Origin of the sequence: Dyella sp. 333MFSha, from assembly GCF_900102405.1 — a bacterium.
Lineage (GTDB): Bacteria > Pseudomonadota > Gammaproteobacteria > Xanthomonadales > Rhodanobacteraceae > Luteibacter > Luteibacter mycovicinus.
In genome coordinates, this window is sequence record NZ_FNBR01000001.1 from 1,211,429 (window position 1) to 1,231,935 (window position 20,507).

The following is a 20,507-nucleotide window of genomic DNA, read 5'->3' on the forward strand; positions in this document are numbered from 1 at the left end:
TCGCGATCGATGTATCGCTGATGGCCACCCACCATCCAACCCCCTGCGCGCAAGGCGTGGGCCGGATCCGCCTGGGCTGATCCCGCTCGCTCCCGGCCGCTGTCGGAGCAGAGCGATGTACAACATCAAAAATAGCGTGCCGGCCACCCTGGCCCGGCGCGGATGCCGGTGCGTGCGCGTGCCCGGTCGTGCCATGAACCACCCTGCCCTCATCGCTGCCGCTCTGGCGGCTGCGCTCCTGCTGGCCGGTTGTGACCGGGCCACACCCGATGGCGCGTCCGGCACGGCGCCGGCTTTCAGTGTCCATGGCAACCGCATTGAGGTCGACCCGCGCTCACCGCTGCGGAGCGAGCTTCGCATCGCGCCGGTCGCTGTCGACACTGCGCCCATGCATGTCACCTGGCCCGCGACGGTGGAGATCGACCCTGCCCGCTCGGTGACGGTGCTCGCACCGGGTGCCGGGCGGATCGCCCAGGTCGACGTCGTCCTGGGTGAAAAAGTACGGGAAGGACAGGTCCTGCTGACGATGACCTCCGGCGATGTCGCGCAGGCCCGGTCCGACCAGGCCCGGGCGCGCGACGCCGAAGCGCTTGCGAAGCAGGCGCTGACCCGTGCCCAGCGGGTGACTGAAGCGGGTGGCGCAGCCACGAAGGATCTCGAGGTGGCCAGGAGCGCGTATGCGCAGGCGTCGGCGGAACGTACCCGGGCGGATACTCAGGTGGCGGCGCTTACCGGTACGCCACGCACGGCGTCAAACGCGTCCGTCCTCGACATTCGTGCACCCATGGATGGCGTCGTGACATCGCTCGGTATCGCGGCGGGTTCGCGGATCAACGACACCAGCACCGTGCTGATGGCGGTCACCGACTTAGATCGGATGTGGGTCACCGCCAACGTGCCGGAGGCGGACAGCGCATCGGTGTCCGGCGGGAGTAATGCAACGCTCACTTTCACCGCACTGCCAGGCGTGACCTTGCAGGGCAAGGTCGATGTCATCGATCCGGTGCTCGACAGCACCACGCGACGCATCAAGGTCCACCTCAGGGTGGACAACGCCGCGCACCGCCTGCTGCCGAATATGTTCGGGACCGCTGCGTTCGAGGTTCCGGGCGGCCCTCGCCTCTTCGTACCGCAGACGGCTCTGGTCATGGATAACGACCGGCGCAGTGTGTTCATCGAGCGCGCGCCCTGGCAGTTTGAGCGTCGCGACATCGATACGGGACGCGACGAAGGCGCGACCGTGGAAGTCGTTCACGGCCTGCAAGCCGGCGATCGTGTCGTCGTGCGTGGCGGAGTGCTGCTGCAATGATCGCGCGCCTGATCGCCTTTTGCTTCCACCGCCGTGGCGTGGTATTCGCCGTGATGCTGCTGACCCTGGGCTACGGCTACTACGCCTCGACCCAGCTGGCCATCGAAGCCTACCCCGAGCTGAGCGACGTCACCGCCCAGGTAACTACCCAGGCCCCCGGGCTGGCCGCCGAAGAGGTGGAGCAGCAGATCACGACGCCGATCGAGCGTGCGCTCGCCGGTGTGCCCGGGCTCGCCTCGATGCGGTCGAGCAGTTCATTCGGGCTGTCCCTGATCACGATGACGTTCAGCGAGGGCAGCGAGGATTACTGGGTACGTTCACGCATCCGTGAGCAACTGGAGAACGTGACATTGCCAGCCGGCGTGTCTGCGGGACTGGATGCCGTGACCGGCCCGGCGGGCGAGATCTACCGTTACACGCTCGAATCCCCATCGAAGAACCTGATGCAGCTCTCGGAACTGCAGCGCTGGACCGTCATCCCGGCGCTGCAGAAGGTGCCCGGCGTGGCCGCCGTCAACAACTTCGGCGGCCTCACGAAGGAGTACCAGCTCACGGTCGACCCCGATGCGTTGCAGCGCTACGGCGTGGGCATGAACGATGTCATCGCCGCCATGAGCGCCAACAACGCCAACGCCGGCGGCGGCCGGATCTCGCGTGGCGAGCAGTCGTACGTCGTGCGTGGTATCGGTCTGGTCCGGACCCTGGACGCCATGGGTGCCATCGTTGTCAGTCACAGCAACGGCGTGCCCGTGATGCTGCGCGATCTTGGGCAGCTGTCCTACGGTCACCAGACACGCGAAGGCATCCTGGGCAAGGATGGCAATCCAGATGCGATAGAAGGCATCGTGGACATGCTGTTGCACGAGAACGCCTCGCGCGTGCTCCAGGGCATTCATACGACCGTCGATGAGCTGAACCGGAAGCTCGCGGCGGAGGATGTCCGTATCGTTCCCTATATCGACCGCGACGATCTCGTGCAGGCGACGGTGCACAAGGTCGAGCATACGGTCATCGAGGGTGTGGGCCTCGTCTGTCTCGTGCTGATCCTGTTTCTGGGCAGCCCACGCAGCGCGCTGATCGCCGCCGTCACGATCCCGTTTTCCCTGGTCGTGGTGTTCATCCTGATGCACCTGACCCACACGCCGGCGAATCTGTTTTCCCTGGGTGCCATCGATTTCGGCGTGATCGTCGACGGCGCGATCGTGGTGACCGAAACCATCCTGCGTCGCCGCGAGGCCGATCCGGAGGTGACGCTCACGGCCGAAACCGTGCTGGATGCGACGGGCAAGGTGGCGCGTCCGATCTTCTTTGCCACGCTCATCATCATCACGGCCTATGCGCCGCTGCTGGCGTTCGAGCATGCCGAAGGCAAGCTGTTCGCTCCCATGGCGTACACCGTGGGCTTCGCCCTGCTCGGCGCGCTGGTGACGACGCTGGTGCTCGTCCCCTCGCTTGCCTACATGGCGTTCCGCAAGCCGAGGAAAATCTTCCACAACCGACCGCTGGAACGCCTGCAGGACGCCTATGGACGTGCGCTGAAGCGTCTGATTGGCCGGCCGTCGGTGGCGGTGATCATCGTTGTGGCGGCCCTGGTCTGCGTCGTATCACTGGGCGCCAGCGTCGGCCAGGAGTTTCTGCCTGAGCTGGACGAAGGTGGTCTGTGGGTGCAGGTGCAGCTGCCCTCGGGCCTTTCCCTGGAGAAGGCCAGCAGCATGGCCAGCCAGTATCGCGACGCGGTGCGCGAGTTTCCCGAGGTGTCGTATGTGGTGACCCAGCTGGGTCGCAACGACGACGGTACGGACCCGTGGACACCCTCGCACATCGAGTCCGGTGTGGGCCTCAAACCCTATGACAGCTGGCCGCATGGCGAGACGAAGGCGCAGTTCATCACCAGGCTCAATCGCCGGCTGCAGACCATTCCCGGCATCAGCGTGGGCATCAGCCAGCCCATCATCGATGGCGAGAACGACAAGATAGGCGGTGCGCACAGCCCCCTGGTGCTGCGCATCTACGGCGACGATTTCACGGAGCTTCGCCGCATCGGCGATGCCGTGGTCGGCGTGCTGAAGGGCCTGGACGGAACGGCCGACGCCTCGGTGTTCCAGGAGCCGCCGGTGCCGCAGGTGGCGATCGAGATCGACCGCGAAGCCGCCGCGCGCTATGGCATCAACGTAAGCGACGTCGACGCGCTGATCCAGACGGCCCTGGGCGGCGCCCCCGTGTCTCAGGTGTACGTGGACGACCGGGTTTACAACATGACGGCCAAGGTCTCGCGCGACATCGCCAGCAGCCCGGACAAGCTGGGTGCCCTGACCTTGCGCAGCGCGGAGGGCGCGCAGATTCCCCTGTCCTCGGTCACGCGGATCCGGGAGCAATCCGGTGAGGCGACGGTGGCGCACGAGATGGGCGAGCGGAACCTGATCGTGCGGATCGACAACCGTGGCCGCGCGCTGTCGGATTACCTCGCCGACGCGGATCGCCAGATCGCAGCGAAGGTGACTTTCGACAAGAGCCGGTACCGACTGCAATGGGGTGGCCAGTTCGAAAATCAGCGACGCGCGCAGTCGCGGCTGGCGTTGGCGCTTGTCATGGTGCTCGCCGTGATGACGATCTTCCTCTTTTCCGAATTCGGCAGGCTGCGTCAGGCGGCGCTGGTGCTTGGCGTGGTGCCGCTCGCGGCCGTGGGTGGACTGATCGCCATCACCGTGCGCGGTGAGACACTGAACATCGCGACTGCCGTGGGCTTCATCGCGCTGTTCGGTGTGGCTGTGCAGAACGGCGTGATCATGGTCTCCAACTTCAACCGGGTACGAGAGAAAGGTGCATCCATCGAAGCCGCGGTGCTGGCGGGTGCCACGCAGCGATTCCGCCCGGTGCTGATGACCGCTACCGTAGCCACGGCAGGCATGCTCCCGGCCGCGTTGGCCACGGGAATCGGTACCGATGTTCAGCGCGGCCTGGCCACCGTCGTGGTCGGTGGTCTGGGCATTGCCACGTTGCTGACCCTTTTTGTCCTGCCTTCGCTTTACTGCCTGATCGAAGAGCGCGCGCAGCGCCGCGCCGCCCGGTCGAGGAGCATCGTATGAACCTGTGCAAAGTGCTGTTTGCGTCTCTCCTGATGGGTGGGCTTCTCGTGTCGATGGCCGGCTGTGCGGTCGGCCCCGACTTCGCGAAACCGGACCTGGCGAAGGCCTTTCCGTCGCCCACCGTCCCGGCCACGGTCTCGCCCGATGAGCGGGACCACTGGTGGTCATCGTTCGGCGCGCCAGCGATGGACGAGCGCGTGGCGCGGGCGCTGCGCGACAGCCCCGATATCCAGGCGGCGCAAGAAGCTCTGCTGGCGGCGCAGGAGACGGCGCTCGCGCAGCGGGGCGCATTCTTTCCTGCCGTCACGGCTGGCGTGAATCCCACCCGGCAGAAGACATCGGGCGCGCTGTCCAGCGTGCCCGCCGACGGGAGCTACGTGTACAGCCTGCACACAGCGCAGCTGTCGATCAGCTACTCCCCCGATCTCTTCGGCGCGAACCGGCGCGCCGTCGAATCGTTGGTCGCGCAGGCGGACGAGCAGCGCTACCAGTGGCAGGCGGCACGCCTCACCCTGATCGCCAACCTGTGCGTCGGTCTTATCGAGGAGGCCAGCCTGCAGGCGCAACTGGACGCCATCGATCAGTCGGTCAGGGTCCAGCAACAGTCCCTGGAGATCGCCCGCAAGCGCTATGCCCTGGGTGATGCGGCGCAGAGCGACGTACTGCTCCAGTCGGCGACATTGACCGCCACACAGGCCCAGCGCCCCGCGATCGAGAAACAGTGGCTGAAGCAGCGTGACCGCAACGCGGCACTGGAAGGTCGCCACACGGTCGATGCCGGGGTGCCCTCCCTCGCACTGGGCGATTTCACCTTGCCGACGGATCTGCCCACCAGCGTGCCGTCGGCATGGCTGGAGCAACGACCCGATATCCAGGCAGCCGAGGCGCAATGGCATGCGGCCTCGGCCCAGGTGGGTGTCGCGGTCGCCGCCCGCCTGCCCGCGCTGACCCTTAGCGCCAGCGGTGGCTCGTCCGCGGCGCGGTTCGGCAATCTGTTCGGGCCGGGCACGGCCTTCTGGAATCTGGCCGGCGATCTGGCGGCGCCGATCCTCGACGGTGGCACGCTCCGGCATCAGCAGCGCTCCGCCGAGGCCAACAACCGCCGGGCGGCCGCGTTGTACCGCAGCACGGCCATCAATGCTTTCGCCGACGTCGGTGACGCGCTGCATGCCGTCGAAGCGGACAGGCGCGCCTTCGATCTGGCGCAGGCGGCCAGGGAAACCGCGCTGGCCAGCTACCGCATCGCCCAGACACAGTACGCCGCCGGTGACATGAGCCTCATCGCGCTCCTTACCGCCGAACAGGCCTGGCGCGATGCGGAGCTGTCACTGATCACCGCGCGCGCGGCTCGTCTCGAGGATGCCGTCGCCCTGAAGCAGTCCATCGCCAGCGGCAGCGAAGATCCGGCCCGCACCGCAGGCAAGGAGCAACCACATACCTGAGGCAAACTCGTGCTGACGGTCAGCGACGCGACCGCACTCTGAAGAAGACGTCACTTCCCGCCGTTGATACTCAACGCCACCGCTTCCGCCACGCGGATCCCGTCGACCGCTGCGGAGAGGATGCCGCCCGCGTACCCCGCGCCTTCACCCGCGGGGAACAACCCTTGCGTGTTGAGGCTCTGGTACGTCTCGTTCCGGCGGATACGTACCGGCGATGACGTACGTGTCTCGACGCCGGTCAGCAGCGCGTCGTTCATGCCGAAGCCCTTGATCTTCCGATCGAACGCCGGCAAGGCTTCACGAATGGCCTCGATCGCATACGCGGGAAGCGACGGTGCAAGGTCGGTCAGACGCACCCCCGGCTTGTACGACGGCTGCACGCTGCCAAACTCTTCGGACGCTCTGCCCTTGATGAAGTCGCCCACCAGCTGAGCGGGCGCACTGTAATCGCGACCGCCCAGCTCATACGCGCGCGATTCGAGCGCACGCTGCAGGGCGATGCCGGCCAGCGGGCTACCGCTGTCATCGAACGCGGCGAAGTCTTCCGGGTCGATGCCGACCACGATCGCGGCATTCGCGTTGCGCTCGTTGCGTGAGTACTGGCTCATGCCGTTGGTCACCACGCGCTCCGGCTCGGAGGCCGCGGCGACCACGGTGCCGCCAGGGCACATGCAGAAGCTGTACACCGAGCGGCCGTTCTTGCAGTGATGCACGAGCTTGTAATCGGCGGCACCGAGGAGTGCATGCCCCGCCTGCGGCCCGAACCGGGCCTGATCGATGATCGACTGCGGATGCTCGACGCGAAAGCCGATGGAGAACGGCTTGGCTTCCATGTACACACCGCGATCGTGCAACATGAAGAACGTATCGCGCGCGCTGTGTCCCACGGCCAGCACGACATGATCGCTCAACAGTTGCTCACCGCTGGCCAGCGTGACGCCGCGCAGCTGGCGCGAGCCATCGGCGGCGGTGTCGATGAGCAGATCCTCGACACGCTGGTTGAAGCGGATCTCGCCGCCCAGCGCTTCGATCGTCTCGCGCATCGACTCCACCATCGTCACCAGACGGAAGGTGCCGATGTGAGGCTTGCTGACATACATGATCTCTTCCGGCGCGCCGGCCTTGACGAACTCGGTGAGCACCTTGCGACCGTGGTGCAGCGGATCGGAGATCTGGCTGTACAGCTTGCCGTCGGAGAACGTCCCTGCCCCGCCTTCGCCGAACTGCACATTGGACTCCGGCTCCAGCTTGCGCTTGCGCCAGAGCGCCCACGTGTCGACCGTGCGTTCGCGCACGGCTTTGCCGCGATCGAGAATGATCGGTCGATACCCCATCTGCGCGAGCAGCAGGCCGGCGAACAGGCCGCAGGGCCCAAGACCGATGACAATCGGACGCTGCTTCAGATCGGCCGGTGCCTGGGCGACGAACCGGTAGCTGGTATCCGGCGTCGGCTGCACGTGCTTGTCGTCGGCATGGCGCTCGAGCAGACCCTTTTCGTCCGCCACCTCCACGTCCAGCGTGTAGATCAGCTGGATATGGCCGCGCTTGCGGGCATCGTGACCGCGGCGGAACACGGTGAAACCGAGCACGCCGCCCTTGCCGAGCCCCAGCCTGGCGCGGATGGCCGCCTCGATCGCGCCTTCGGCGTGGTCGAGCGGGAGCTTGATGTCGGTGAGTCGGATCATGGACGGGGCGGTCTGGCGGCGTGACCGGGCATTTTCGCATGTTGGCCAGGGGAATGCTGCGCGCGGCTGTCCCGCTGGTCCGGCCCGAACTACACTGGCCGACGATCCCCGACAACCAGCAGCACAGCGACGTGAACGAGGACGGCGCAAGATGAGAGCAACGAACCGGGACGAACGCCGCGAGCTCGGCCTGTTTCTTTCCGACCGACGCGCGAAGCTGCGGCCCGCCGACTTCGGCCTTGCTGAGGGTCGCAGGCGCACGCCCGGCCTTCGGCGTGAAGAAGTCGCCCAGCTCGCCGGGATCAGCGTCAGCTGGTACACCTGGCTCGAACAAGGACGCGACATCCGCGTATCGGACGATGCGCTGCGCCGCATCGCAGAAGTCTTCGGGCTCAACGACGTCGAAGCCGGGTATCTGTCCGCCTTGAGCTCGCGTGCCGCGCCCGTCGTGAAAAGTGGCGACGACATCAGCCATGGATTGCGGATGCTCGTCGAAGCGATCGACCCCATCCCCGCCTATATCCGCAACCCGCAGTTCGACATCCTCGTCTGGAACGACGCCATCGCGGATCTCTTCGTCGACTATGGCTCGCTCGAATCACACGAGCGCAATACCCTGCGGCTCCTTTTCCTGTATCCGCCGTACCGGACGCTCATCCTCGACTGGGAGCAGATGGCGCGCGGGATGATCTCCGCCTTCCGTGCCGCACGGGCCAGCGCGCAGGACAAAAAGCCCTTCGACCTGATCGTTTCGGAGCTGAGCGATGTCAGCGGCGAGTTCCGGGCGTGGTGGCAGGACACGCACGTGCAGGGCTTCGACGAAGGCATGAAACGGCTGATGCACCCCACCCTGGGCCTGACGAAGCTCACCTATGTGGCACTCACGCCCGAGGGGCGCCCGGATCTTTCGCTCGTCACCTATATTCCCCAGCGCCCTGCCTGTGACTCCCGGTCATAGGATAGGAGGACGCCTTGTTGGCCGATTCCCGATGACCATAATGACTCGGGACCCTTCCTTACGGAGCCTGACATGACCAACGAAGCGAACAACCCCGCCACAATCTACGCCAACGGCGGCGTATCCCGGAACCCCGCCAACGACGAGCTCATCGCGACCTACCCCTACCAGACCTCGGATGAAATCGAGCGGCTGCTCGAGAACAACGCGGCCGCGTTCCGTCTGTGGCGCGCTACGCCGATGACCGAGCGGGTCGCGGCCTATCGGCGATTCTCGACCTTGTTGCGTGACCGCTCGGAAGCCCTGGCTTCGCTCATCACCGCCGAGATGGGCAAGACGATCGGCGAAGCGCGTGCCGAAGTCGCCAAGTGCGCGGTGACGATCGACTGGATCGCCGGGAACGGACCGGCCATTCTCGCCGACGAACCCGTTACCGTGGACGGCGACGACGAGGTCTATGTGTCTTACCTTCCCGTCGGCACCATTCTCGCCGTGATGCCGTGGAATTTTCCGATCTGGCAGGTTCTTCGCGCTTCAGGGCCGGTCATGCTCTCAGGCAACGGCTTCGTTCTCAAGCATGCGCCCAACGTGATGGGTGCCGCTCACGCCTTGCAGGAAATCTACGAGGCGGCCGGCTTTCCCAAGGGGTTGTTCGCAAACCTCAACGCCGATAACGAGACGGTCGCGCACGTCATCGAAGACTCCCGCATCGCCGCTGTCACCTTGACCGGCAGCATGCGCGCAGGAGCGGCTGTCGCGTCGACCGCAGCCAAGGCTTTGAAGAAGAGCCTGCTCGAACTCGGTGGAAGCGACGCGTTCATCGTCCTGGCCGATGCGAACATCGATCGTGCCGTCGAGGCGGCGATCCGCGGTCGCTTCCAGAATGCCGGACAGGTCTGCCTGGCGGCCAAGCGCTTCATCCTCGAGCGTCCCGTCGCGGAGGAGTTCACGCGCAAGTTCGTCGAGGCGGCGAAGGCCCTCAAAGTCGGCGACCCCATGGACACATCGACCCAGATCGGGCCCATGGCGCGAAAGGATCTGCGCGACGAACTGCATGACCAGGTCGAAAGGACGATCGCCGCCGGCGCGACGCTGCTTCTGGGTGGCAAGAAATTGCCGGGAGCCGGAAACTTCTACGAGCCCACCGTACTGAGCGATGTCGCTCCGGGCATGGCCGCATTCGACGAAGAGACCTTCGGTCCGGTCGCCGCGATCACCATCGCGGACGATGTGGAACACGCCATCGAACTGGCGAACACAAGCGATTACGGGCTATGCGGCAACCTGTGGACCGGTGACGTCGCCCGGGCGCAGCGCGTGGCACGTCGGCTCGAGACCGGCGGCGTCTTCATCAACGGCTTCAGTGCATCGGACGCGCGCATCCCCGTCGGTGGCGTCAAGAAAAGCGGCTACGGGCGTGAGCTTTCGCACTTCGGCCTGCGCGAATTCACCAACGCGCAGGCGGTCTGGGCGAAAACGGTTAGCTGAGTACCGGCCTGAGTCCGCTCACCGGGACGGACTACGTCCCGGACAGGCCAAGGAAATGGCGTCCGCGTTCCCATCGACGCACGACGAACCGTTCAAGCAGCAGTACGAGCAGCAGCGTGACCCCAAAGAGCGGCAGAAAGACCGCCAGCAAGACGATCAGCGCCACCAGGACGCCTCCCGCCCGTGTATCCCGACGCGCGGGAGGCGCACCAAGGACCCCCACCGGACGGCGTCGCCACCAGAGCACGACCGAGCTCACCGACATCGTAAGCAAGCCGAGGGCCGTGATCACGCCAAGTATCTGGTTCAGTGGCGCGAACAGCTGACCCTCGTGCATCGCCACGCCGTAGCCAATCAGACGATCGAGGAACGGCCGATCGGCAAAACGCACCTGAGAAACAACGGCGCCGGTCAGCGGATCCAGCCGCGCCTCGATACGTCGAGGGCGGTTCTGCGTATCGCTGCGCGCCGACCAATGCGGGTTCAACGCCGACGGCGGACTGATCAGCACCGGCGCTGGCCACCCGAGTGCGGCGACCTTCGGCGCCAGTACGTTGACCGGGCTATAGGCATCCGGATCGACCATGGCGGTGCTGGATGACGCACCCATGCCTGCCATATGCGCGTGCTCATCCATCACCGGCGTGTTCGCGGCACGATTCGTCTTGCGCTCGGCGGCGCTGCCGATGGTCCAGTCCTGCGTGATCGTGGTCTGTGCGTACAGCTGACGACCTTCCTTGAGCATGCCGCCCCACGACTTTGCCCAGGGCAGCCCCGACAGCAACAAAGTCAGGGCCATGACCGATATCCAGACGCCCGTCACCGCATGGATGTCGCGCCAGAAGATCCGCGAGCCGCTGGCCAGGCGGGGAATCAGCACGCCACGCAAACGGCCTCCACGAGGCCACCACAGGTAAAGCCCGGTGAGCAGCATCACGATGGTCCAGCTTGCCGCCAGCTCGACCAGCATCGAGCCGGGCGTCCCCGCCATCAGCTCGCCGTGGAGATAGAAAACGATCTGCATGAAACGGTCGTTTTCATCGACGACATGCAACACGGTCGCCGTCGAAGGATCGACGAACACCCGAATGACCCGGGGCCCCTTGCCGATCAGCACACGGGTGGCCTGATCGGGTGTGACCGGCAGTTCATAGGCGTTGAGCACCCCACCCGGCACCGCTGCGAGAGCCGCCGCGATCTGGACGAACGGCGCCTGCGGCGCGCCATGTGCCACGTGCGCGTAGTCGCGCTCGAGCCACGGCTGAACCTGCGGCTTGAACAGATAGATCATGCCGGTGGTCGCCAGCCACACGATGAAAGGCAGGCAGAACAGTCCGGCGTAGAAGTGCCATCGCCAGATCATGCGGTAACGCGAACCCATCGATGGTCCTTGGCTGGGAATAAGTCTGGACCCACGTCCAGAGATCGCGATTATCCTACCCTTCGCCTGCTCACGTACGCGGCAACATGCCGCGCACGCCGTGTCCTGGCAACCCGTGCGTCGCCCACGGTGACACCCCGCGATGCCGGGTCGTGCGATTAATTGAACCCGCTGGTATAGTTTATTACCTGCCCCCCGCATCCCTCCCCGCCCCGGAACCTCGAGTGACCACCCTAGCCCTCTGCCGCCAGCGCCCGCTTCCGAACCACGACCGCTCGCCGCAGTACCGCGAGGGGCGTTTCATCAATCCCCGGCCTCGTCCAGCGATGGGATTCTGGGAAGGACTTAAACTTACCTGGCTGTTCGTCCGGGGCAAGCCCGCAGGCACGGTGCCGGACCGCCCGATTCCCGTGCGCCCGGTGACGCGAAGCGAACTCGAGGCCGCGCCCGACCGCAGCCTTTATCGACTGGGTCATTCCACCATGTTGATGAAGCTACGCGGCCAGTTCTGGCTGACCGACCCGGTGTTCTCCGAGCGTGCCTCGCCCGTCAGCTGGGCCGGCCCCGCGCGCTTCCACGCCCCGCCGATCACTATCGACGAGCTGCCGCCCATCGCTGGCGTGATCCTGTCGCACAACCATTACGATCACCTGGACCGCGCGGCCGTGATGCAACTGGCGGCGAAGACAGCCCGCTTCATCGCTCCGCTGGGTGTGGGCGACCAACTGGTGGCCTGGGGCATCGACCCGGCCAAGGTTGAACAACTCGACTGGTGGCAGTCCACCGACGTCCAGGGCCTGCGCCTGACCGCCACGCCAGCCCAGCACTTCTCGGGTCGCGGGCTGCGCGACAGCGACCATACGCTGTGGGCATCGTGGGTCATCCAGGATGACGAGATGCGCGTGTTCTTCAGCGGCGACAGCGGTTACTTCGACGGCTTCAAGGCAATCGGTGACGCGTATGGGCCATTCGACCTCACGCTGATGGAAACCGGTGCGTACGACGAACGCTGGGCGTTCGTCCATATGCAGCCTGAGCAGACCTTACAGGCGCACCTCGATCTGCGCGGCCGATGGTTGCTGCCGATCCACAACGGCACCTTCGATCTCGCACTACATCCGTGGGAAGAACCGTTTGAACGCATCGTCGCGCTGGCCAGCGCTGCGGACGTGCAGATCACCACGCCGATGATGGGCGAGCGCGTGGACATGGAGGCACCAGACGAGATGGTCGCCTGGTGGCGCTGATTCCGGCACGTCCGTCGTCAGGGCATCAGTGCGGCCTGGGCTTGCGCTTGTCCATGTAGTCGCGATACGCCTCGATGCCCGTATCGCGGCGGAGCAGCTTCGAATCCGGATCGACGGTGTAGGAGGCGCCCTCGGGCAGCGTGACGTCACCCCGTCCATCGGTCATCGGCAGGCTCACGATGCGATCGCCGACTCGTACGTCCACCGGCATCGGGAACGGCCCCTTCCCCGGCACCGACCAGGCCAGGTGCAGCTGCTGCCCCTCACGGGTCGCGACGATCTCCGGCAACGCCGCCTGATAGAGATACACGTTGAAGAACCAGTGCAGGTCCTTGCCGGTGACCCTGTCGACGATGTCGATGTATTCCTTCGTCGTACCGTAACGCGGCGCGAAGTTGCCCGGCACCGGATGATCCGTGCCGTACACCAGCTCGCGTGCCGCCCGGTAGAACGCCTCGTCGCCGATCAGGTTGCGCAGGGTGTGCAGCATCAGCGCACCCTTGTTGTAGATGTCCTGGCCCGGACCACCGCGCTCGTCCTCGTACACGTCTTCCTCGCGACGCGGTGTGCCGGACACGATCGGATGGTGGTTGGCGATCCGGCTGCGGATCTGCATCAGGCTCGCGAAATACGACATCTTCCCACCGATGGACTCAGCGTAAGCGGGCTGCATATAGGTCGCGAAGGCCTCATGCAGCCACATGTCGTCCCAGTTGGCATTGGTCATCTGGTTGCCGAACCACTCGTGCGCCAGTTCGTGCTGCAGAAGGTCGTCGTAGCCATAGACGTTTTTCGCGTACTCGTTGCCGTAGGCGTTGACGGTCTGGTGCTCCATGCCTTTGAACGGTGTCTCGGCGACGCCCATCTTCTCCGTGCCGAAAGGATACGGACCGACGGCGCTTTCGAGGAAGTCGAGCATGGCGGGAAACTCGGCGAACAGCTGCTTCGCCTTCTTCTCGTCGTCCACGTACCAGTAGTGCAGCGGAATGACGTTGCCGAAGCGACTTTTATACGACGCGGACAGCTCGCGATACGGTGCGATGTTCAGGGCGACGCCATACGTGCTCACGTCGTGGCTGCGCCAGTGATAGGTACGCATGCCGTTCGCTTCGTCCATACCCATCGCCACGCCGTTGCCGACGGCCACCAGCGGTGCGGGGACGGTGATGTGCTCGTCCACCAGCTTCGGGCGACCCTGCGGATGGTCGATACAAGGCCAGAACAGGTCGCAGCCCTCGCCCTCCACCGCGGTCGCCACCCAGGGCTTGCCGTCCGGCGTGGTCGCCCAGACGAATCCACCGTCCCACGGCGCATGGACGGCCGTATGCGGGCTGCCGTGATAGACGACACGCACGGTGGTTTTTGCGCCCGCCTCGAGCGGACGCGGCAGGTCGATGGAAAGACGGCCGTCCGGATTGCGATACCCGCTTACCGGCAACGCCTTGCCGTCGACCTCGACCGAGTCGATGGGCAGGTTCCGGTCAAGGTCCAGCACGACGCGCTTCAGCGGCGCGGTCACCCCGAAGGTCAGCCGGGCGTCGCCCTCGATCCAGTGCCTGACGGGGTCGACGCGAATGCCCAGATCGGCATGGTCGAACGTCACCGCCAGCTGCTCGGGTGCGCGCGGCGCACCGGAGTTACGGGTGTAGTCGGTCAGCGGCGGCGGCGCCGGAGGAGCCGAAGGGGTGCAGGCTACGGTGCCGAGCGCAAGGCCAAGGCCCAGCAGGAGGGGGTATCGCATACCGGAAAAGACCGTCAGGACAGGCGGAATCGCGCGGCAACGATACCGGCCCGGTCCGTTCCGGTCATGGGTCGTTAGACAGGTAGATTTATTCCGGCGGTTCCCACAGCTCGACCTTGTTGCCCTCCGGATCCATCACCCAGCCGAACTTGCCGTACCCGGAGTCGTCGGCCTTCTCGAGGACCTCGCAGCCCTCATCGCGCAGCACCTGGAGCAAGGCATCCAGGTCGTCCACACGGTAATTGATCATGAAAGGTGCGGCGCCGACGGGGAACTGATCGCCCCCGGCGGCACCTATCGACCAGATCGTGCTACCCGCGGCAGGATCGGTCGCCGCATCGGCCCAGCGGAGTTCCGCGCCGCCCCAGTCCTGCACGTCGATGCCCAGATGCGCCTTGTACCAGGCGCGCAGCGCGACGGGGTCGCGTGCCTGAAAGAAGATTCCGCCAATACCGGTGACTCGCTTCATCCGATCCTCCTCGACACGCGTTGCGGTTAGGTGGCCCTCAGTCAGTCTGAGCCTCAGCGGCGATACCGCGCAACTGCCGCTCGAACTCCTCGGGAGGCTGTCCGCCAGAGATCAGGTAGCGGTCGTTAACGATCACGGCCGGGACGCCGGAGATGCCCCGGCTCTGCCAGAGCGCCTCATCGCGGCGCACCTCTTCCGCGTAACGGTCGGAATCCAGCACGGCCCGGGCGGCGTCGCGATCCAGACCCACCTTCGCGGCGGCGTCGACCAGCGCGTCGTGGTTGCCCGGGTCGGTCTGCTCGGTGAAGTTCACGATGAACAGCTGACGCTTGAGTTCGAGCTGCCTGCCCTGATCCCGAGCCCAGGCGAGGAGCCGGTGCGCATCGAAGGTGTTGTAGATGCGGCTGGCATCCGAGGTGCTCATGGTGAAGCCGAGGTCCGCGGCCCGTGCCGCGATACGGTCGCGGTTGACCCGCGCCTGGTCGGCGGAGATACCGTACTTGCCGACGATGTGCTCCAGCGTGTTCTCGCCGCCGGCGACCATGCCCGGGTTGAGCTCGAAGGGATGGAAGACCAGCGACGGCTCAACCTCGTCCTTCAGACGCTCGAGGGCGATTTCGAGGCCGCCCAGGCCGATGACGCACCAGGGGCAGGCAATGTCGGAGACGAAGTCGATTTTCAGGGGCCTGGGCATGACGCGGTAACCTTCTCGTTTGCGCCGTCGGGGCGCGACCCTCGGGACATGGCTACACCGCCCCTGCACTTCAACCCTTCTACGCTCCGCCCTCACTTTGCTTGCACACATCGAAAATGACCGACGAAACCCAGGATTACGTGGCATGGCTGCTCGACCGTTCCATGCTGATGAAGGCGCGCGAGCGCGCGCGACTTTACGGCGGCCAGTCGCGGCTGTGGGCGTTTCCGTATGCCGAAAGCCGGGGTCGTAGCGCGTCGGAGATGGCGTCCGTCTGGTTCACCGCCTATCCGGCGTCCCTCGTGACGCGCCCCGGTCAGTCCGTACTGGCCGCTCTGGGTCAGCACGACCTGTGGCATGCGCTGTCCGTGCTCGGCGTGCAGGGCATGCACGTCGGCCCCACCAAGGAGGCTGGGGGTCTGCGCGGACGCGAGAAGACGCCGACGATCGATGGTCACTTCGACCGCATCGGTCTGGATACCGACGAAGAATTCGGCACGAGCGCGGAGTTTTCGGACATCTCGCGCATGGCATCGGTATTCAGCGGCATCGTCATCGACGACGTGATCCCATCGCATACCGGCAAGGGTGCCGATTTCCGTCTCGCGGAAATGGCGTATGGCGACTTCCCCGGCCTGTACCACATGGTGGAAATCCGCGAGGACGACTGGAGCCTGCTGCCGGACGTGCTGGAGGGGCGCGACTCCGTGAACCTCGGACCCGTGGTCGTGGATGCCCTGCATGAGAAGGGTTACATCGTCGGGCAGCTGCAGCGGGTCATTTTCCTGGAGCCCGGGGTCAAGGACACCGACTGGAGCGCGACGGCACCGGTGACGGGCGTCGACGGCAAGGTCCGCCGCTGGGTCTACCTGCATTACTTCAAGGAAGGCCAGCCGGCGCTCAACTGGCTCGATCCGTCGTTCGCCGCCCAGCAGCTGGTGATCGGCGATGCCTTGCACAGCCTCGATGTCATGGGCGCACGCGGCCTTCGCCTCGACGCCAACGGCTTTCTCGGCATCGAGCGACGGGCGGGCGGCCCGGCCTGGTCGGAGAGCCACCCGCTGTCGATCACCGGCAACCAGATCATCGCCGGCATGGTGCGCAAGGCGGGCGGCTTCAGCTTCCAGGAGCTCAACCTGACGGTCGACGATATCGCGGCCATGTCGCGTGGCGGCGCGGACCTGTCCTACGACTTCATCACCCGCCCGGCGGTGCAGCACGCACTGGCGACCGGCGACACCGAGTTCCTGCGGCTGATGCTGCGTAGCGTGCACCAGCATGGCATCGATCCCGCCTCGCTGATCCACGCGATGCAGAACCACGACGAGATGACGCTGGAGCTGGTCCATTTCTGGACGACGCACGCGACGACACCCTTCTTCTTCAAGGGCCAGACCATGCCCGGCGCCATGCTTCGCGAGCAGATCCGCGAAATCATGTATGAGCGACTCAGCGGCGAGCACGCGCCTTACAACCTGCGTTTCGTCACCAACGGCATCGCCTGCACCACCGCCAGCCTTGCCGCCGCCGTGCTCGGCCTGCGTGACATGGACGCCCTCACCGAGGACGACATCGAGCGGATCCGCAAGCTGCATCTGCTGCTGGTGATGTTCAACGCGCTGCAGCCCGGGGTCTTCGCCATTTCCGGCTGGGATATCGTCGGCGCCCTCACCCTGCCGCCCGACGAGGTCGCTTCCCTGATGGCCGACGGCGACACGCGCTGGATCAACCGCGGCGCCTACGATCTGATGGATCTGGATCCCGAGGCCACCGCGTCGAGCCAGGGCCTGCCACGTGCGCGCGCGCTTTACGGGAGCCTTCGCGAGCAGCTGGAGCAGCACGATTCGTTCGCCAGCCGCGTGCGGCGCGTCCTCACGGTACGCCAGGCCACCGGCTTGCCCGGGGGTCACCAGCGTCCCATTCCCGACGTGATCGCCCCCGGACTGCTCGTCATGTTGCACGACCTGCCCGCCGGGCGCGGCGTCCAGATCACCGCACTGAACTTCAGTGCCGAGCCGATCGACGAGCAGCTGATTCTCGAGAACGTCTCCGCCGGTCCGGTCGTGGATCTGCTCAACGAGACGCTGGAGGGCGATGTCGGCGAAGACGGTGTCCTGCAGATTCACCTGGATCCGTACGAAGGCCTGTGCATGAAGGTGGTCGGCGTGGCGCCGCATCCGACGTTCTGAAGCGCCACGCCAGCCTGCTCATTTGAGGACACCCGCCTCGATCGGAAACGGCGATAGCTGATGGTTCTCGCGCAGTCCGTCGCGCACATCGATCTCGATGCCGCGGGTGACGGCGCTCATCGGAACATCGTTGACGCCGTTTTCGAACGGGTCCTGCAGATCGTTACCGGACTGCAGAAGGCCGAGGAAGAGCACGCCGGCGACCGTCGAACCCAGCGGGGTCAGCAGGCCCAGCTGTTCGACCAGGCCGAACGGCAGCAAGGCGCAGAACAGATGTGTGAAAGCCACCGGGTAAACCGAGTATTGCTGCGGCAACGGCGTGTTCTTGATTCGCTCCATCCCGCCCTGCGCGTTCGAGATCTCCGCCAGCGTCCGCGCGAAGGCGGCACGGATGATGGAGTCGGGCGACGCATCGCTCAGGAGCGCGCCGGTACGCAACGCGATGGCGTTGGGCGCGTTGGCCACGGACGACAGGTCCGCGATCTCTTCTTCCGACAGCAGACCGTCCAACTCGCTACGATCCTTCTGTCGGCGAAGATGCAGACGGAGGGCGTGGACGAAGGCGATCTGCCGGTAGGAGATTTCGCGGGCCACGCGGGCGTCGTCGAGCAAGGTCCAGGCGTCGCGCACGAGGGTGCGTGAGCAGTTGACCATCGCGCCCCAGAGCGTCCGCGCCTCCCACCAGCGCGCATAGGCGGTGGCGTTGCGAAAACTCAGGTAGATCGCTACGGCGGTGCCGAACAGTGTGAGCGGTAGCGCGGGAAACGTATCCCACGACTCCTGCGTGACGTACCAGGCGGCTGTCACCAGTACGTCCCAGCAGAACAGGATCAGGAGTGGAACGCCGACATACCGCCAAAGGTGACTCACGTGCGCATGGCCGGGAACGAGCATGGTTTTTCTCCTCGATGGTTGGCGTCAGCTGCTGCGCGACGTGTCGGGGGTTTTCGTATACGCGCCAAACCCGTCCGAAGCGGTCGGCAGCGACTTGCTCTGCGTCGCGGGTGTCTGCACAGCGGGTTTCCGCGCGGCATCGTCGGCGCCACGACCCGCGTCACGCGCATGGACGAGGCCCAGCGCGAGCACCAGCGTCAGAATCAGCATGGGGACCGAATCGCGGATGCCGAACCAACGCATGAGAATCGCGGGCGGTGCCGCGAGCACGACCATCGTGCCGAACCATTCAGCCGTCCAGAGGTCCAGCCGGTTCGGCGCATCGGAGGCGACGACGAACGTGGCGCACGCCGCCACCGTGGCGATGAGCGGCAAATGCGGACGAGCGCGGTGGAGCACGTAGGCCGCGGGGTCGATCTGTGAAGGCTGTGTTGGCATGCAAGGCTCGCTTTGCAAGGGGACGTCCCGAACTTGCAAGAGGCACTCGCGCGTTTGCAACCCGTGATTGGCATCGAAGTTCAGGCAGGGACGCGTTCGCTCCCCACGGTTTCACCGGTCAAGGGTGGCCAAAGCGCGTCGTGATGCGGCATCGCACCATCGGGACGGGGCTTGAAGACGGGCCGCTGTAACCCCTCGCGTGGTCGGAATCGATTCAGACACAGGATGGCGGTGGCCGCCTTTGCCGATTGCGAGCGTGAGGTTCTTCTGATCCCCGCCGCGAGGGCAGCGCCAGAGGCCAGCGACACAAACTTGCGAAAAGGAGCCCTCGTTGGCCGTCGCAGACTTGCGTTGAGGAAAATCGTGCAAGACATTGATCCATATCCTTTGACGGAGCGCCCATCCCGACTGCGTTAGCGCTTTCGTTTTTTTATACGCAACTCAGGCTTGCTGAGGGCTTTGCGCTCCGCTAGATTTCGCGGCCAGACCACCGTACAGGGGGCGCCGCATCCGTGGTGCTTGCGGGGGTCTGTCAGGGGCAATGGATTGAAGCTTCGTCACGATGATGATGCGCCGCGGGCATGGCCCCGGCCGGAAGGACGCACCTGGCGACTGGCGTGCGCCGTGAGCGCGGCCGTCGCTGTCGCCCTGCCCCTCCGCGCCGCGCCGGCGACACCGCCCGGCCCGTCTTACGATTGCCTGATCGAACCGGCGCAGACCGTCGAGCTCGGCACGCCGGTCACCGGTATGGTCGAGAAAGTCCTCGTCCAGCGAGGCGATCGGGTGAGGCGCGGTCAGGTGCTGGCCGTTCTCGAATCGCACGCCGAACAGGCGGCTGCGGACCTGGCCCACTACAAATCGCAGTTGACCGGTCCGAGTCAGATGGCCGAGGCGAAGATCGAGTTCGCGGACCGTAAATATGCGCGCCGGCGCGATATGGCCGCCGAGAAACTGATGTCGGCGCAGGACCGCGACGATGCCGAGGCGGAACTGCGCACGGCGAAGGCCGAACTGCAGACGGCGAAGGAAAACCGTGAGGTCTCCCGCCTCGAGTACAACCAGCAGAGCGCACAGCTCGCCCTGCGCACCGTACGCAGCCCGTTCGACGGCGTCGTCGTCGACCAGATGATCTGGCCCGGCGAGACCGTCGAGCCCGGCGCCACGAAGCACGCCATTCTCAAGGTCGCCCGGGTCGACCCGCTGCGGGTCCGCGTGGTGATGCCGATGCGCGCCTTCGGCGAACCGAAGATCGGCGGCACCGTGCGCGTCACGTCCGAAGTGCAGCCGGGCAAACCCTATAACGCGAAGGTCGCCAACATCGATCGCGTCATCGACGCGGCCAGCGGCAGCTTTGTCGTGCTTCTCGATCTATCCAACAGCGCGCTCGACCTTCCGTCGGGCGTGAAGTGCAAGGCCCAGTTCTAAAACCTCTCCCAATCGTGTGCCGTGGCGGGCAGCCAGGGCGCAGCACACCAAGGATGTAAGC

15 protein-coding genes are annotated in these 20,507 nt (G+C 65.6%); 8 read left to right on the forward strand and 7 right to left on the reverse strand.

Going from position 1 to position 20,507, the window contains the following annotated elements; genetic code table 11:
• Positions 1 to 193 precede the first annotated feature (193 nt).
• The 3 genes from BLT40_RS05460 to BLT40_RS05470 are packed head-to-tail and all read left to right on the forward strand — an operon-like array spanning position 194 to position 5,837.
• Positions 194 to 1,309 (forward strand): efflux RND transporter periplasmic adaptor subunit, encoded by a 1,116-nt coding sequence (locus tag BLT40_RS05460; protein WP_176809109.1) that lies wholly within the window; start codon positions 194 to 196, stop codon positions 1,307 to 1,309.
• Positions 1,306 to 4,395, forward strand: a complete 3,090-nt coding sequence (locus tag BLT40_RS05465) for an efflux RND transporter permease subunit (RefSeq protein ID WP_090352037.1) — start codon at positions 1,306 to 1,308, stop codon at positions 4,393 to 4,395. The genes BLT40_RS05460 and BLT40_RS05465 overlap by 4 nt, the downstream gene beginning before the upstream one ends.
• Positions 4,392 to 5,837: an efflux transporter outer membrane subunit gene (locus tag BLT40_RS05470; protein WP_090352039.1), complete on the forward strand. Its 1,446-nt coding sequence runs from the start codon at positions 4,392 to 4,394 to the stop codon at positions 5,835 to 5,837. Before BLT40_RS05465 ends, BLT40_RS05470 begins: the two co-directional genes overlap by 4 nt.
• Before the next feature lie 50 nt (positions 5,838 to 5,887).
• On the opposite strand, the gene BLT40_RS05475 is transcribed toward BLT40_RS05470, so the two are convergent.
• Positions 5,888 to 7,522: an NAD(P)/FAD-dependent oxidoreductase gene (locus BLT40_RS05475; RefSeq protein WP_090352042.1), complete on the reverse strand. Its 1,635-nt coding sequence runs from the start codon at positions 7,520 to 7,522 to the stop codon at positions 5,888 to 5,890.
• Between BLT40_RS05475 and BLT40_RS05480 the strand changes: the two genes are divergently transcribed.
• Both BLT40_RS05480 and BLT40_RS05485 read left to right on the forward strand, forming a co-directional pair.
• Positions 7,509 to 8,480, forward strand: a complete 972-nt coding sequence (locus tag BLT40_RS05480; RefSeq protein WP_255363950.1) for a helix-turn-helix transcriptional regulator — start codon at positions 7,509 to 7,511, stop codon at positions 8,478 to 8,480. The two genes, BLT40_RS05475 and BLT40_RS05480, sit on opposite strands and share 14 nt — an antisense overlap.
• 72 nt (positions 8,481 to 8,552) lie before the next feature.
• Positions 8,553 to 9,968, forward strand: a complete 1,416-nt coding sequence (locus tag BLT40_RS05485) for an NAD-dependent succinate-semialdehyde dehydrogenase (protein ID WP_090352047.1) — start codon at positions 8,553 to 8,555, stop codon at positions 9,966 to 9,968.
• A gap of 31 nt (positions 9,969 to 9,999) precedes the next feature.
• Here BLT40_RS05485 and BLT40_RS05490 read toward each other — a convergent pair whose 3' ends face one another.
• A complete protein-coding gene (locus BLT40_RS05490) occupies positions 10,000 to 11,349 on the reverse strand; it encodes a PepSY-associated TM helix domain-containing protein (RefSeq protein ID WP_090352050.1) in 1,350 nt (449 codons plus the stop codon).
• Between the two features lie 224 nt (positions 11,350 to 11,573).
• Here BLT40_RS05490 and BLT40_RS05495 point away from each other — a divergent pair, with 224 nt between their 5' ends.
• Positions 11,574 to 12,596 (forward strand): MBL fold metallo-hydrolase, encoded by a 1,023-nt coding sequence (locus tag BLT40_RS05495; protein WP_255363951.1) that lies wholly within the window; start codon positions 11,574 to 11,576, stop codon positions 12,594 to 12,596.
• A 25-nt stretch (positions 12,597 to 12,621) separates the two neighbouring features.
• Here BLT40_RS05495 and BLT40_RS05500 read toward each other — a convergent pair whose 3' ends face one another.
• The 3 genes from BLT40_RS05500 to BLT40_RS05510 form a co-directional block, all read right to left on the reverse strand.
• A complete protein-coding gene (locus BLT40_RS05500; protein ID WP_090352055.1) occupies positions 12,622 to 14,337 on the reverse strand; it encodes a M1 family metallopeptidase in 1,716 nt (571 codons plus the stop codon).
• An 88-nt stretch (positions 14,338 to 14,425) separates the two neighbouring features.
• Positions 14,426 to 14,806, reverse strand: a complete 381-nt coding sequence (locus BLT40_RS05505; RefSeq protein WP_090352057.1) for a VOC family protein — start codon at positions 14,804 to 14,806, stop codon at positions 14,426 to 14,428.
• A 37-nt stretch (positions 14,807 to 14,843) separates the two neighbouring features.
• Positions 14,844 to 15,500, reverse strand: a complete 657-nt coding sequence (locus BLT40_RS05510; RefSeq protein WP_090352058.1) for a DsbA family oxidoreductase — start codon at positions 15,498 to 15,500, stop codon at positions 14,844 to 14,846.
• 116 nt (positions 15,501 to 15,616) lie between these two features.
• Here BLT40_RS05510 and treS point away from each other — a divergent pair, with 116 nt between their 5' ends.
• Entirely contained in the window at positions 15,617 to 17,689 is a 2,073-nt protein-coding gene (gene treS, locus BLT40_RS05515) for a maltose alpha-D-glucosyltransferase (protein ID WP_090352060.1), read from the forward strand.
• Between the two features lie 18 nt (positions 17,690 to 17,707).
• On the opposite strand, the gene BLT40_RS05520 is transcribed toward treS, so the two are convergent.
• Together BLT40_RS05520 and BLT40_RS05525 are read right to left on the reverse strand one after the other, a co-directional pair.
• Positions 17,708 to 18,583: a bestrophin family protein gene (locus BLT40_RS05520; protein ID WP_036113334.1), complete on the reverse strand. Its 876-nt coding sequence runs from the start codon at positions 18,581 to 18,583 to the stop codon at positions 17,708 to 17,710.
• Positions 18,584 to 18,607: 24 nt separating this feature from the next.
• A complete protein-coding gene (locus BLT40_RS05525) occupies positions 18,608 to 19,021 on the reverse strand; it encodes a hypothetical protein (protein ID WP_090352062.1) in 414 nt (137 codons plus the stop codon).
• A gap of 624 nt (positions 19,022 to 19,645) precedes the next feature.
• Between BLT40_RS05525 and BLT40_RS05530 the strand changes: the two genes are divergently transcribed.
• Complete coding sequence (locus BLT40_RS05530) at positions 19,646 to 20,446, forward strand: efflux RND transporter periplasmic adaptor subunit (RefSeq protein WP_143025842.1); 801 nt, start codon at positions 19,646 to 19,648, stop codon at positions 20,444 to 20,446.
• Positions 20,447 to 20,507: the final 61 nt, after the last annotated feature.